Source organism: Pseudomonas bijieensis (assembly GCF_013347965.1).
Taxonomy (GTDB): domain Bacteria; phylum Pseudomonadota; class Gammaproteobacteria; order Pseudomonadales; family Pseudomonadaceae; genus Aquipseudomonas; species Aquipseudomonas bijieensis.
In genome coordinates, this window is sequence record NZ_CP048810.1 from 5,530,854 (window position 1) to 5,545,376 (window position 14,523).

The 14,523-nt window shown below is 60.1% G+C and carries 9 protein-coding genes and 1 pseudogene; 9 read left to right on the forward strand and 1 reads right to left on the reverse strand.

What is annotated here, in order from left to right:
* Nucleotides 1-27 precede the first annotated feature (27 nt).
* The 7 genes from GN234_RS24420 (at nt 28) to GN234_RS24450 (ending at nt 7,879) form a co-directional block, all read left to right on the forward strand.
* Entirely contained in the window at nt 28-2,541 is a 2,514-nt protein-coding gene (locus tag GN234_RS24420) for a CS1-pili formation C-terminal domain-containing protein (protein ID WP_176689189.1), read from the forward strand.
* A 256-nt stretch (nt 2,542-2,797) separates the two neighbouring features.
* Entirely contained in the window at nt 2,798-4,042 is a 1,245-nt protein-coding gene (locus GN234_RS24425) for a hypothetical protein (protein ID WP_176689190.1), read from the forward strand.
* A gap of 44 nt (nt 4,043-4,086) precedes the next feature.
* Nucleotides 4,087-5,334, forward strand: a complete 1,248-nt coding sequence (locus tag GN234_RS24430) for a hypothetical protein (RefSeq protein WP_176689191.1) — start codon at nt 4,087-4,089, stop codon at nt 5,332-5,334.
* A 60-nt stretch (nt 5,335-5,394) separates the two neighbouring features.
* The gene (locus tag GN234_RS24435; RefSeq protein WP_109753739.1) at nt 5,395-6,138 is read left to right on the forward strand and encodes a pilus assembly protein; all 744 of its coding nucleotides are present in this window, start codon (nt 5,395-5,397) and stop codon (nt 6,136-6,138) included.
* A 41-nt stretch (nt 6,139-6,179) separates the two neighbouring features.
* Nucleotides 6,180-6,707, forward strand: coding sequence for a CS1 type fimbrial major subunit (locus tag GN234_RS24440; RefSeq protein WP_411828771.1), 528 nt, complete (start codon nt 6,180-6,182; stop codon nt 6,705-6,707).
* Nucleotides 6,708-6,837: 130 nt separating this feature from the next.
* The gene (locus GN234_RS24445; protein WP_176689192.1) at nt 6,838-7,329 is read left to right on the forward strand and encodes a CS1 type fimbrial major subunit; all 492 of its coding nucleotides are present in this window, start codon (nt 6,838-6,840) and stop codon (nt 7,327-7,329) included.
* A gap of 55 nt (nt 7,330-7,384) precedes the next feature.
* On the forward strand, nt 7,385-7,879 hold the full coding sequence (locus tag GN234_RS24450; protein WP_176689193.1) for a CS1 type fimbrial major subunit: 495 nt from the start codon (nt 7,385-7,387) through the stop codon (nt 7,877-7,879).
* A gap of 175 nt (nt 7,880-8,054) precedes the next feature.
* Here the strand turns inward: GN234_RS24450 and GN234_RS24455 are convergent, their stop codons facing one another.
* Entirely contained in the window at nt 8,055-11,162 is a 3,108-nt protein-coding gene (locus tag GN234_RS24455; RefSeq protein ID WP_176689194.1) for a transglycosylase domain-containing protein, read from the reverse strand.
* Nucleotides 11,163-11,744: 582 nt separating this feature from the next.
* Here GN234_RS24455 and GN234_RS24460 point away from each other — a divergent pair.
* Nucleotides 11,745-12,207 (forward strand): annotated as a pseudogene (locus GN234_RS24460) (REP-associated tyrosine transposase).
* A gap of 615 nt (nt 12,208-12,822) precedes the next feature.
* Entirely contained in the window at nt 12,823-14,244 is a 1,422-nt protein-coding gene (locus GN234_RS24465) for an amino acid permease (protein WP_163856917.1), read from the forward strand.
* The last annotated feature ends 279 nt before the right edge of the window (nt 14,245-14,523 follow it).

A 14,523-nucleotide genomic window follows, 5' to 3' on the forward strand; every position in this document is an offset into this window, starting at 1 on the left:
ATAGCTCGCTGATTAGAGAGTCCGTTGATGTTTTCGATAACACCCATCGCGGGTGCGCTCGCGCTGTTGTTGTGCGCGAACGCATTGGCCGCCCCGGCCGCCCCCGGTACCACTCCCAGAAGCCTGTTGTCCCAGGCCAAGGGCCTGCCGGCGGAGTTTGAAGCGCACTTCTTCGATGTTCCCCTTGCGGTTCGTGTTGAACTCAACCAACAGTACCTGGGTGAAGCCATGGTGGTCTTGACCCGCGATGATCGCATTACCCTGCTGGAGTTTACCGACACGCAAGACAGTTCGATAAAGGCCATTGACCGGGAGCTATGGGAGCAACGACTCAAGCAAGGTCAAGCGCTGGGCGCTTGTGAAACCAATTGCACCGCGGGGCTGCTCGCCGTGCATTACAGTATCGAGAACTCCTTGGTGTCGATCCTCACTAAAGACGTCGAGCGCACCACCGAAACCAAGCGCTATCACGATCAACCGGAAGGCGGCAGCCTCGGCCTGATCTTCAATAACCAACTCAATCTAAACGGTGGCCAGGAGCAGGATACCGGCGGGCGCTATGGCCTCAACGCCAGTTCCAGCCTGGGCAACTGGAGCCAGTCGCTGGACCTCCAGCTTTCGCGCCTTGGCGGGCCGGATGACAAGCTCTACCACGCCGTCCATGAGCTCTATACCCAGCGCGAATTGGAAGGCCATTTCTTTCGCCTGGGCTATTTCACGCCCAGTTCCGATGGTTTGAATCGTCAGATCCGTTCGTTCGGCGCCAACCCGGACACCGCCCTTGGGGTGATGTTTGGCAGCTCCGACAGCCTGGCGATCGACAATCCAAAACCCAGCGTATACCCCATTTATGTCACCGCGAGCCGTCAGGCTTCGGTGGAGATTTATCGCAACGGCCTGTTGATCAACACACAGGCGGTCAGCGCCGGTTTGCAGAGCCTGGACACCCGACCCCTGCCCGGTGGTATCTATGAGGTGGAAGTGCGGCTGATCGAGGACGGGCAAACCACCGCCACCAGCCAGGAACTGGTCTACAAACCGAACAATTGGAGCAGCACCGAGGACCGCTGGCGCTACAACCTGTTCGCCGGTCGCGAAACCCGCCTGTGGAGCAACTGGGAAGACCAGCCCTCGGGTTTCAACACCGCGGGGCTCGGCGTCAACTACCTGCTACACCCACGGGTGATCCTCGGTGCCTCCACGCGCCAAGTGCAGGACAAGCTGCAAGTCGGCACCTCGATCGACTGGACGCTCGCCAGCAGTACCAGCCTGTACGCCAACGTCTACCAGACCCAGCAGTACGGCACCGGCATGGACCTGCAAGGCCTGTATAGCTATGGCCATGGCAGCATCGTCGCCAGCCACAACCGCAGTTGGCTCGACACCCGCAATACCTACGAGACCTTGCCGGACGGCACCCGTGTCCGTCAGCGCAACGTGTTCGTCGGCCATACCAGCAACTCGTCGCTGTCGGTCAACCATCGCTTGAGCAACAAGACTTCCGTCAACGCACGCCTGGCCTATAGCGAAGGCAATGTCCAAGGCACGGGCCTGGACCTTGGCTTGACCCAACGCGGCAAGCTGCGTGGCAGCGATGCCAACTGGCGGCTGTCGGTGTTCGACCGCCCCGGTACTTCGAGCACCAACGACCGGCGCAATCGCGGCGTGGACCTAAGCCTCAACGTGGCTTTGGGCGGGCCGGGCGAATACTGGTCGGGCACCATCGGCACCCGGACATCCCGGGAGGGCACGCGGGACAACAATGGGTCGCTGACCTATCGCCGCAACCTGGAGGATCACGTGTTGCAAAGCGTCTCCGCCACGGCGCTGGCCGACACCTACGGCGTAGGCCTGTCGGGCATCGCCAGCTTCATGACCGAGTCGATGTATGGCGACGGCTTCGTCCAGCGCTCGTCCTATAACGACAACCTCACCGGCGGCCTGAACCTGAGCAGCACCGTGGCCGTGGGCGGCCAGAAAGCGGCTTTCACCGGCCTGCCCCATGGGCGCGGCGCGGGCATGATCGTCGACGTGGACACCGACCTGGACGACGTCGTTTTGCGCGCCGACGACCTGACCGGCGGCAGCACCACCTTGCACCCGGGCCGCAACTTCGTGCCCATCACCGCCTACAGGAACAGCCTGGTGACCTTCGACTTCGAGGGCGTGCATCCACCGGCGGCGAACATCGAGCCTTCGCGCACCCGTTATCACCTGAACAAGGGCGGGGTGGACTACCGCAAGATCAGCGTGATGAAAACCGTGACCGTGCTCGGGCGCTTGCTGGACGAGCAGGGGCAACCGCTCAAAGGCCACCATGTGATCAACCATGCCAGCCGCGGTATCAGCGAAGTGGACGGGTTCTTTTCCATGGAGATGAACGCCGCCTCCCCGACCCTGGAAGTGCGTTACGGCAACGAGTTGTTCTGTCGGTTCCGCCTCGATCCGGACAACGCCAGCGTCGAGGGCGATGTGCTGATGATCGGTGACTTGCGCTGCACGCCGGACACCCTGGCCGATACCACGGGGGGCCGAGTCTGACAAGGCGAAACAGCGTTCGTGAAGCCCCCTTACTGGCTAATGCCTTTTTATCCAAGAAATACGATGACCCTGTGGCGAGGGAGCTTGCTCCCGCTGGACGCGCGAGCGTCCCCCTACGGTGTGATGGCTGAGATACAGGGGGCTGCTTCGCACCCCAGCGGGAGCAAGCTCCCCTCGCCACGGGTGTTCCGACGTTCTTAAGGCAGCGTTACACCCTTATTTGCAGTGATTTGTCTTGATGTATGAGGTTGTATCAATGAAACCCTTTTCGGTTGCAGTGCGCAGCGTGGTCTCGGTGTTGCTGCTTGCGTGTGTACCTATGGCCAATGCCTTGGAGCGGGATATCACCGCTGTATTCAGGCCTGACGCCTCGAAACCCCAGGAGAATACGTTTCTCAATACCACCCCAACCAGTGGTTACTGTGCGCAATATCCGGCGGAATGCAGAGCCGCAAAGATGTTCAGCATTCGGTTACCGCTGACTGCCGCTTCGGCCGGCCCGATTCAAGCCCTGCATGCAGATTATCGGCAAGGTGCGATGTTTAAAGTGCCTGCCAATTGGCGAGCGCTACAGGTCACCCATGCCGAGACGGGGGAGACGGAAACCGTTGAAGTGCGCTGGTCCGGTTTCGGTTCGCAATACGAGCTCTCCCATAACGCAATCGAGCTGGTGGGTGGCGGTGTGAGTCTCCTGAGGGCTCATCAGTTGTTATGGAGTTCCAGCTGGGTGTATGCCGCCTCTCCCTGCCAATACAGCGGCGTAGGGTCATATGGCTCGAAGATCTATACATTTTTCTGGAAGGCGCCGGTAGAAAGCTCATGCGCCAAAAAGGCCCAGTTCTTGATTCCAGGGCTCAGTTTTTCCTACCTGGATTTTGCTTATGAGCTACGCACCCCCAACCCTTTGAAAATGTCGTCCGGGCAATACACGGGGTCGCTGACGTATAGCGCCGGGCCAGGGCGGGACATCGACCTGGGCGATGTCATGCTGCCCAGCGATTCCGCGCTCACCCTCAATTTCAAGTTGACTGTCGAACACACCCTAAAGGTCGAAGTCCCCCCCGGTGGCAACCGCGTCGAACTGGTGCCTCAAGAGGGCTGGCAATCCTGGCTCAATAGCGGTCGCAAACCCACGCGACTGTTCCGCGACCAGCGCTTCCATATCTCCGCTTCTTCCCGTTTCAAGATGGCACTCGAATGCCAGTACATCAGCGGCAATACCTGCGCCATCGCCGAGACCGGCAGTGGCCATGCCGTGCCGGTGGACGTCAGCGTGACCCTGCCCGATGGCTTGACCGACGGCGCCGGGCAACCGGTCAACCGCCGCCGCTTATTGCGCGATGGCAGTGGCACCGAGCTGTTCCAGCCAGGTTTGTACGTTGATCGGCGCTCGGGAGCGCTGCATTTCGAGATTGCCCAGGGCAGCGTCGAAGCGATGCTCGACGGCGGCGCCACGACCTATACCGGTGACGTCACGGTGATCTGGGATTCACAAGTTTAAAGGCGTGGCTTGGCCCGTTCGAGCCGATTAGAGGGTGGGTATAGATGAAGCAGTTACCAGTGGCAGTGCAAGGCATGGTTTCAGTGATGTTGTGGGTCTGTGCATCGACGGCCAACGCCGTGAGCCAGGATGTCACAGCTATATTCAGGCCTGACCCGTCGAAGCCCGATGAGAATACTTTTCGCAACACCACGCCGGTCACGGGTTATTGCCAACTGTTTCCGGCGGTCTGCAACAGGGAAAAACTCTCCAGCATTCAACTGCCCATCGTCTCCGAGTCGGTCGGTCCGATTCAGGCGAATCATGGGAGTACCCGGCAAGGTGCGATGTTCGATGTGCCTGCTCAATGGCGTTTGGCGCAGGTGATTCATTCCGGTACGGGTGAAACTGAAATCGTCCAGGTGCGCATTGCCGGTATCGGTACGCGCTACCAAATTCCTGGGGGCGTCGTGGACTTGGTCGGTGGCGGTGTGGGGGCCGAGGCTGCACATGGCATGTTATGGGGCGGTTCCAGCTTTCTTTATGCGCCCTCGCCCTGCCGACCCACCGGGTTGGCGAGCTATAGCAACCTGACCTTCAACTTTTTCTGGAAGACGCCGACCGAAGGCGTATGCGCCAAACGGTCCAGCTATCTCATTCCCAGCATGTCTTATCGACACCTGGACTTTGCTTATGAGCTGCGTACCCCTAACCCTTTGAAAATGTCGAGCGGCCTGTACACCGGTTCGTTGACCTATGGCGTCGGCCCAGGGCAGGACTTCGACTTGGGCGACGTCATGCTCCCGAACGATTCGGTGATCACCCTCAATCTCAAGCTGACGGTCGAACATACCCTCAAGGTCGAAGTGCCCCCCGGCGGCAACCGCGTGGAGCTGGTGCCCCAGGAAGGCTGGCAAGCCTGGCTGAACAGCGGGCGCAAACCGACGCGGCTGTTTCGCGACCAGCGCTTCCATATATCGGCCTCTTCGCGTTTCAAGATGGGTCTTGAGTGCCAGCACATCAGTGGCAACACCTGCGCGATCAGCGAAACCGGTACAGGCCACGCCGTGCCGGTGGACGTCAGCGTGACCCTGCCCGAGGGCTTGACGGACGCCAGCGGGCAACCGGTCAACCGCCGCCGGTTGCTGCGCGATGGCAGTGGCACCGAGCTGTTCCAGCCGGGTTTGTACGTCGACCGCCGGCTCGGGATGCTGCATTTCGAGGTGGCCCAAAGCAGTGTCGAGCAGATGCTGGACAGTGGCGCCAAAGCCTATACCGGCAACGTCACGGTGATCTGGGATTCGGAAGTCTGAGTGGCCGACTGGCCGGCAAAATTCAATGAGTTGTGTTTACTGCATGAGGTTGGAACAGCGATGAAACATCTATTGGCATGGGTTGGGATCTATCTGTTTTGCGGCGTGGCCCAGGCTGGGCCGCAGATTGGCGTGGGGGTGGTGTACGACTACCTGGACGGCGACAAAACGACTTACATGAAACGGGTGTTCAACGGCGGGACGTCCACGGCGTTCGTCAAGGTCAACATCCTGGAAATCATCTACAACGAGGACGGTACCTATCAGGAAGTGCCCCTGAAAAACCAGGACAGTGCCCAAGCCAAAGATGGCCTGATGGCCAGCCCGGCGCGGCTGATCGTGCCGGCCAACGGTGTGCAGGGAACACGGTTGGTGTTCATGGGCAACCGCGACAAGGAACGTTACTTCCGCGTGCGTTTCGTGCCGGTGGTGCCGGAAGCCGAAGACGAGTTCGCCATCAGCGCCGAAGAACGCGAGGAATATAAAAAGGAACGCGTGGAGGCGGGGGTCAAGGTCTTGGCCGGCTACGGCACGGTGTTTTTCGTGCGGCCCAAGGACACCCGCTACGAGACCGTGATCGATAACAGCGCCAGCCGTTACCACTTGCGCAATAACGGCAACACGGTGTTGGTGATCGATGAGTTCAAGGACTGTGTGGCGCAGAAAGAGAACGACTGCAAGCCAACCACCAAGCATCACGTCAAGAGCGGCCAGAGCTTTTCGTTCGACAAGGAAGCGGGGCGTGAATACCGCTTCACACTGGTCGAAGGCAGCAAGACAAAAAACGTCGAGATCAAAGGTTGATGGCCGTCGCCGAACCGTCGTTGACGCCAGAGGTAATCAGAATGTTCAAGACCCTATTGTTCAAGGCGTTGTTGTTCAAGGCATTGTTGTTCAAGTCAGTGTTACGCCCCCTCGCATTGAGCGCATTGATATTGCCAGGGGCTGCGGCCTGGGGCGCGGTGGAGCGGGAAACGTTCGAACTCTACGTGACCATCCCGACGGTCGACTTTTATGTGTTGCCGCTGGACCCGCAACTGGTCCAGCGCGAACAACGCTTGCCCTTCAGCACCATCACCACCGACCTCAGCCCCTTGCGGGCGACCTACGAGGTGAAGAACAGCAACGGCTCCATCGGCGCGCGCCTGGGGGAAGAGGCGTACTTGTCCAATGGGCGTGATCGCATTGACTTGCGAGTGACATTCAACAACGTCGAACTGACCCTGAATTCGGCCCAAGTGGTCTCGGCCACCGAGGCCCGGCCCGGGCGCCAGGTGCCGCTGGTCATCGCCGCCATCAAGCCCGATGACGACTACAAGCCAGGCGACTACTACGGCACGGTGCACATGGTGTTCGACGCCACCGCGCCTTAGGGCTGTCGATGCAAGAGCGTGGAGTGGTGAGGCTCAGGGAGTCGAGCATTTGTACCAAACCCCGTGGCGAGAGCGCTTGAGCAAGCGCTCTCGCCACAGGTTTTACTTACTATAAAAAAAGGAGCTACACATGTTGAAAAAAATGGTTTTCGTTACTGCTCTGGGTGCTGCCCTGGGCCCTGCGCCAGGCTTTGCGGCCGATGATGCACGCGCGTCGATTCACATCACCGCCAACATTCCGAACAAGCAGTTTCATGTGCAGCCACGGGATCCGGAGTTCGGCAAGGACGAGGTCATGCATTACAACCCGGTGACCCAAAAATTGTCCTCGGTGCGCCAGATCTTCGATGTGAAGAACACCGAGGGTTCGGTCCATGCCCACATTGAAGGGAATTACTGGCTGGACAATGGCCGGAATCAGATTGTCACTGTAGTCATGTTCAACAACGTTCACCTGTCCAACGGCTGGTCGCAGGAAGTGGTGGACGACGCAACGTCCACGCCAGGTACCCAGGCCGAGATGCACATCTTCGCGCCGCTCCCGATTAATTCCAGCCAGTCAGGTCTGTACACCGGGCTTATCACCGTGGTTTTCGACGCGGTCCCTCGGGTTAGCCTGTAAGTCCCCTCGCCACGGGGAATCTGCACTTCGTTTATTAATTAGAAGAAGAACAAGTATGTTAAAAAAAATAGTGTCCGTAACGGCCTTGGTTATTGCAGCCCTGAGCCCTTCATTAGTGTTGGCGGCTGATGATGCTCGCGCAGCCATCCATATCACCGCGAACATTCCGAACAAGCAATTTCATGTACAACCGCGGGATCCAGAGTTTGGCAAGGACGAGGTCATGCATTACAACCCGGTGACCAGAAAATTGTCCCCGGTGCGCCAGATCTTCGATGTGAAGAACACCGAGGGTTCGGTCCATGCCCACCTTGATGGGGACTCCTGGCTGAGCAATGGCTCGAATCAGATTGTCATTGGCGTCAGGTTCAACAACGTTGAGCTGTTCAACTCCTTGTCGCAGGAAGTGGTGGATGACGCAACGTCCACGCCAGGTACACAGGCCGAGATGTATATCTACGCGCCGTTCCCGACTTCTCGCAGCCAGGCAGGTCTGTACACCGGGCTTATCACCGTGATTTTCGACGCGGTCCCTCGGGTCAGCCTGTAACTCACCGCGCCACTATCGATAAGGCTGCGAGTGCTCGGTGGCGAGAGAGTGCTCTGTAGGAGCTGCCGGAGGCTGCGATCTTTTGATCTTGATTTTTCGCTTGTGACTCAACTGTCTGGGACAAGATCGCAGCCTCGTTGCACTCGTCAGCTCCTACATCCACATGTGTCGTAACTTACTGGCTTGCCACCAACGGCTTGCACTGGGTATGACTCCCCGGTTGCAAGTACGGCGAGAGAAACGGCGCCATGCCCTTGAGCACCTGCACCGGCAAAGCCGAGGTGAACTTGAAGTTCTGCGCCGAAGCCCCCGGGACGAAGGCGGTGAGGGTGCCGAAGTGGCTGTCGCCGATGTAGAACACGAAGGTGGCGGTGCGGTTGATCGACTTGGAACTGATCACCCGCCCACCGGAACCGACGGCTTCGATCCGGTTGTCGCCGGTGCCGGTCTTGCCGCCCATGGCCAGCGGGGTACCGTCGGCCAGTTTGAAACTGCCGGCCACGCGTTTCGCGGTGCCGGCGTCCACCACCTGGGACAGCGCACCGCGCAGGGCCTGGGCCACTTCCACCGGCATCACGCGCTTGCCGTTGTCCGGGTCGTTGACCAACCGCGTTTCGTAGGGCGTATTGACGGCAAAGTCCAGGCTGTCGATGCGCAGCGCCGGCTGCCGGATGCCGTCGTTGAGGATGGTGCCCACCAGTTCCGCCAGGGCAGCGGGGCGGTCGCCGGAGCTGCCGATGGCGGTGGCCAGCGACGGCACCAGATGGTCGAACGGATAGCCGACTTGTTGCCAGCGCTGGTGGATATCCAGGAACGCTTCGATCTCCAGCATGGTGCGGATGCGACTGTCCCGGGCGCTCTTGTGCCGGCTCTTGAACAGCCAGCTGTAGACCTCCTGACGCTCGAACTCACTGGCCTTGACGATCTGGCTGAACTTGGCCTCGGGATTGTTCAGCAGGTAGCCCATCAACCACAGGTCCAGCGGGTGGACCTTGGCGATGAAACCCTGGTCCGGCAGGTCATAGGCGCCGGGGCCGTAGCTCTGGTAGAGCCGCTCCAGGCGTTCGTCGGTGAGTTTTTCGGCGCTCTTGGCCGACTTCAAGTGCGCGCGCACGAAGCGGTTGAAGCTCTCCTGGCTGTCGTTGGGAAAGAAATAACGGTGCACGGCGGCCAGGCGGATCGCCGTAGGACGCATGCCGTCGAGGAAGGTTTCCAGGCGCTGGCCGGTGTCCTTTTTCTGGTACTTCTTCCAGAACCTGAGCAGGAACGAAGTGCCTTCGCGGTCGGCGAACTGGGCCAGGTATTCCTGGCGGCGCGGGTCCTTGTCGTCCTTGAGCAGCTCGGAGCTGTTATTGGGGCCGGCATAGGTGGCGTAACGCACCAGGTCGCGCATCAGGCGGATGAAGGGCAGGTTGATCGATTCGCGCAAGGAGTCACGCAGCGTGGGCATGCGACCGTCGTCTTCCTTGCGGAAGTTGTGGAAGGTATGCAGCCCGCCGCCAGTGAAGAACGCCTCGCCAGGGCTGGCGGAATACGTGCGATCCAGCGCCGCCTCGAGCATTTTCGGCAGGCTGCGGTCGCTGTTCTGGACCAGGTAGTCGACGGCCCAGCGGGAAAGACGGTCCTGTTCGGCGATCTCGGTTTTCTTCAACGCCGCCGGGGTCTGCTGGGCATAACGTTCGTGCAGTTCGGCGATGATTTGCAGGTAGGTGGTGAGCACCCGCAGCTTGGCGGTGGAACCCAGCTCCAGTTTGCTGCCTTCGTTGATGTCGAAGGGCTGGTCGGTGCTGTCGGTCTGCACCCGCACGCGCGAGCCATCGGGGGTCAGTTCCAGCAGGGTGAAGCTGTAGCGCACCTGGGTGGTGCTGGTGGGAGTCAGCAGGCGTTCGCCCATCAGGCCGATCTCGGTCGCGAAGGCCGGGTCGGCCAAGCGCTTGAGGTACTCGGTGGCCTGGGCCTGCAAGTCGCTTTGCAAGGTGCTGGTGGCCGAGAGGTCCAGACGATCGAGGTCGTACAGCGGGCGATTGAGCAGCGTGGCGAGGCGACTGCGGGCGGCGCTGATGCCCTTGTTGGTTTCGTTGGGCTGGACCGTCGGGTCCTGGACCCAGTCGCGATAACTGACCTTGCTCGCCAGGGCTGCCTCGGACAGCGCCGCATCGATCACGCCGTTCTGCGCCAGTAGCCGGATGTGGCTGTCGGTCAGGCGCGCCAGTTCATCGTGGCCCTTGGACAGGTAATGGGACGGGCGGCGCTGGGCGATCATCAACGACAGCATTTCCCGCAGGGCCAGGCCTTTTTCCGCCAGGCTCTTGGGGTCGTTGGCGGTACTGAACAGGCGTTCATTGGCCCGCTTGAAATCGGCGCCGTACCAGACTCGCAAGCCTTCCGCCATGCCATGGACTTCACCGTGCCCCGGCACGGCGGAGAGCGGCACGCTGTTGAGGTAGTCGCGGATGATCCGTTGCCGCGCCTCGAGGGTTTGCGGGCCGGCCTGGTAGGCCCGCACACTGGCGGAAATCATCTGGCGGATTTTCTCCCCGCCCGACACCGTGAGGCCCTCGGGAGAGTGACGGTATTTTTCCAGCTGTGTCGCCAGCGTGCTGCCGCCGGCGGACTGCCCCGGCAGGCTCAACAGCTTGGCGACTTGCGACCAGGCCGCCATGGCGAAACGTGGCCAGTCCACTGCCGGGTTTGCCAGCGGTTGCTTGGGGTCGAGCAGAAAGCGGTTCTCGATAAACAACAGGCTCTGCACCACCACGGGCGGGATCGCCTCGAAGTTCGCATACAGTTGCTGCGGGTACTTGAACTGATAGACCGGTGCGGCGCGGCAATCGGTGATGGTCAGCCCGGCCTGGATCTTTTCCGCATAGGGCACGAACAGGCCTTTTTCGACGTAGCCCATCAGCGCCGGCGAAAACCGCGCCTGGGCCTGGATCACGTAGTCGCGCTTGAGCAAGCGCGGCAGGAATTCCCCCAGCGCGCTGTAGCCCAGGCGTCGGTCGAACGGGCCGGCACCCGGATAGACGATGGCATCGCTGGGCCCTGGCTGCACCGCATAGTTCAGGGACGCGGCGTACTTGCTGAGCTCCCGGGCCTGAAACCGCGACGTGCGCATTTCCTTGGCCACCGCCAGGCCGACCACCACCACGATAATCAGCAACAACAACCAGAATGCCCGCCAGCCATGCCGTGCGCGGCGTTTTTTTTGAGGTAAAGGCGCTTCTTCCATACGTTCAGTCGGGACCATAGGTTCATTCGAATCGGTTTGCCACAAAGCGCCCATAGTCGACTGATCCATTCACGCAGATTGATCGGACTTGCTTGAAGCTTAGACGGTGGTTGGCGTGGGGGGGGATGGGAAATTGTTGGCAGCCAATCCACAAGGGCTCGTTGACGTCATTGTCCAATGGGCTTCTGTGGCGAGGGAGCTTACTCCCGCTCGGCTGCGCGGCAGACGCAACTGTCGCAGGGCTGAAACACTTTCAGTGGTTGGAAAAACGGGGGCGGTTGCGCCACCCAGCGGGAGCAAGCTCCCTCGCCACAAGAGCTCAATGGCCTTCCAGAGTGGGTAGTCGCCTGCCTTGTGCAGACATCCAATGCATGGGCGTTCGCCAATGTCATGGGCTAACGGGCTTCTGTGGCGAGGGAGCTTGCTCCCGCTCGGCTGCGCAGCAGACGCAACTGTCGCAGGGCTGAAACACTTTCAGGGGTTGGAAAAACGGGGGCGGCTGCGCCACCCAGCGGGAGCAAGCTCCCTCGCCACGGTACTACGTCGTTTTCGGAAAAGTCGTTCAAGCATCATGGCGTCGGATCGTCGCGGACGAAGCTAACGTAAGTAGGTACCCCAACTACAGGAAGCCAAGGAATGCATCCTCCACGCCCAAACTCTCATCGCCTGCGTCGCGGACGCTTTTCGGAGCGGGGGACGAGGTTACCTCGTCACCACGGTCGTTCATCAACGTGCACCTATCTTTAACGACTGGCACCTGGGCCGCTTAGTGGTTGCAGAAATGCGCCTGGCTCATGAGCGAGGCCAGGTCAATTCGCTGGCCTGGGTTGTAATGCCGGACCATCTGCATTGGCTGGTGCAACTGGAGCAAGCCCAGCTCACTCATGTGATGCAAGCGGTCAAATCCCGCAGCACCCTTACAATCAATCGAGCAAGAAACAGAAAGGGTGCCTTCTGGCAAAGCGGCTTCCATGACCGTGCGATTCGCGATGATGAAGACCTGCTGCCCTTCGCCCGCTACATCATTGCCAACCCGCTTCGCGCAGGGCTGGTGGATCGCATTGGTGATTACCCGCTTTGGGATGCCGCATGGCTGTGAAGCCCTCATGCTCCCTGTTTGGACAGGAAAATATGGTTTTCCTGTGGAGAGGGAATTTATCTGTTGTGGTGGGATTGACCTGTGGTGGTATTCATTTGTGGCGAGGGGATTTATCCCCGCTGGGCTGCGAAGCAGCCCCTGAACCAGGCCCCTCGGTGTGTCAGGCAGACTGAGTTGCCTGTATTGGGGCCGCTTCGCTGCCCAGCGGGGATAAATCCCCTCGCCACAGAATTAATCCCCTCATCACAGATTAATCTCCGCATCACAAGGAGAACTGTCTGAAAACCTTGCACCAGAGCCATCGGCCTGTACCCAGGCAAGACGTTGCACCATCGTTGTGCAATACTCGGCGCCGTTTTCTGAATGACCTCTATTCCAGACAAGGCCTCTGCAAAACCGGATTCCGACTTAGGCTTATCCCTGGATTTACCAGGTTTTACAGTGAAACTCTCTATCCCTGGCTTTTTATACTGCATGGCCCGCTGATCCTGAGGGTGTTGTTCCACAGGACGGTCTGCCCACAAGACAGACCCGGTTTCGGCAAGGTTGCAGGCTTATCGGCCTGTGGCCTTGGATACTCGGTGGCTAATCCAATAACAAGACGAGGTTATCCCTATGCCTGTCGGCAATCATCTGCCCCATGGCGAGACCGCCCAGGGCGGTCCGCTCAAACGTGAACTCGGTGAGCGGCATATCCGCCTGATGGCGCTTGGCGCCTGCATCGGTGTCGGGCTGTTCCTCGGCTCGGCCAAGGCCATCGAAATGGCCGGTCCGGCGATCATGCTGTCCTACATCATTGGTGGCCTGGCGATCCTGGTGATCATGCGCGCCCTCGGTGAGATGGCCGTGCATAACCCGGTGGCCGGATCGTTCAGCCGCTATGCCCAGGACTATCTTGGTCCGTTGGCGGGCTTTCTCACCGGTTGGAACTACTGGTTCCTCTGGCTGGTGACCTGCGTGGCAGAGATCACCGCCGTGGCGGTGTACATGGGCATCTGGTTTCCCGACGTGCCCCGCTGGATCTGGGCCCTGGCTGCGCTGGTCAGCATGGGTTCGATCAACCTGATCGCGGTCAAGGCCTTCGGTGAATTCGAGTTCTGGTTCGCCCTGATCAAGATCGTGACGATTATCGCGATGGTCATCGGCGGCGTCGGCATCATCGCCTTCGGGTTCGGCAATGACGGCGTGGCCCTGGGCATTTCCAACCTCTGGACCCACGGCGGCTTCATGCCCAATGGCGTGCAGGGCGTGTTGATGTCCCTGCAAATGGTGATGTTCGCCTACCTGGGCGTGGAGATGATCGGCCTGACCGCCGGTGAAGCGAAGAACCCGCAGAAAACCATCCCCAACGCCATCGGCTCGGTGTTCTGGCGGATCCTGCTGTTCTACGTCGGGGCGTTGTTCGTGATCCTGTCGATCTACCCATGGAACGAGATCGGCACCCAGGGCAGCCCGTTCGTGATGACCTTCGAGCGCCTGGGCATCAAGACCGCCGCCGGGATCATCAACTTCGTGGTGATCACCGCCGCGCTGTCCTCCTGCAACGGTGGGATCTTCAGCACCGGGCGGATGCTCTACAGCCTGGCGCAGAACGGCCAGGCCCCGGCCGGTTTCGCCAAGACTTCGGCCAACGGCGTGCCGCGCCGCGCGCTGCTGCTGTCCATCGCCGCGCTGCTGCTGGGCGTGCTGCTCAATTATCTGGTACCGGAAAAAGTCTTCGTCTGGGTCACCTCCATCGCCACCTTCGGCGCGATCTGGACCTGGGTGATGATCCTGCTGGCCCAGCTCAAATTCCGCAAAGGCTTGAGCGCTTCAGAGCGTGCGGCCCTGAAATACCGCATGTGGCTGTACCCGGTCAGCTCGTACCTGGCGCTGGCGTTCCTGGTTCTGGTGGTGGGCCTGATGGCGTACTTCCCGGACACCCGCGTGGCCTTGTACGTGGGCCCGGCGTTCCTGGTGCTGCTGACGGCGCTGTTCTATACCTTCAAGTTGCAACCGACGGGTGATGTGCAGGGTTCGGTGCGTTCAGCTTCGTAAGTGGACGGCGATGTATAAGAAAGCCCCGGTCTGATGATCGGGGTTTTTTATGGGACTGAAGATGAACACAAACCCTGTGGCGAGCAACCCGGTACCTGTTAGTTCTTACAGTAGACCGAGGACCTACGGACCCCTAGATTAATCGCGGGGGACCGCCGGCAACTGCATGGATTAGTGACTGTGGCAGGATTCTCGCTGATGAGTCTGCTATTGGGTTTTCTCTTCTACCGGTTCGTGGCGTTTCGTGAGCGTGTACATGAAAGCTCCCATCAGGGAGAT

Bases quoted from the DNA above. Each gene is read 5' to 3' on its own strand.
- GN234_RS24420 (WP_176689189.1), top strand. From the start codon at position 28: ATGTTTTCGATAACACCCATCGCGGGTGCGCTCGCGCTGTTGTTGTGC.
- GN234_RS24465 (WP_163856917.1), top strand. From the start codon at position 12,823: ATGCCTGTCGGCAATCATCTGCCCCATGGCGAGACCGCCCAGGGCGGT.
- GN234_RS24425 (WP_176689190.1), top strand. From the start codon at position 2,798: ATGAAACCCTTTTCGGTTGCAGTGCGCAGCGTGGTCTCGGTGTTGCTG.
- GN234_RS24430 (WP_176689191.1), top strand. From the start codon at position 4,087: ATGAAGCAGTTACCAGTGGCAGTGCAAGGCATGGTTTCAGTGATGTTG.
- GN234_RS24455 (WP_176689194.1), bottom strand. From the start codon at position 11,162: ATGGGCGCTTTGTGGCAAACCGATTCGAATGAACCTATGGTCCCGACT.
- GN234_RS24435 (WP_109753739.1), top strand. From the start codon at position 5,395: ATGAAACATCTATTGGCATGGGTTGGGATCTATCTGTTTTGCGGCGTG.
- GN234_RS24440 (WP_411828771.1), top strand. From the start codon at position 6,180: ATGTTCAAGACCCTATTGTTCAAGGCGTTGTTGTTCAAGGCATTGTTG.
- GN234_RS24445 (WP_176689192.1), top strand. From the start codon at position 6,838: ATGTTGAAAAAAATGGTTTTCGTTACTGCTCTGGGTGCTGCCCTGGGC.
- GN234_RS24450 (WP_176689193.1), top strand. From the start codon at position 7,385: ATGTTAAAAAAAATAGTGTCCGTAACGGCCTTGGTTATTGCAGCCCTG.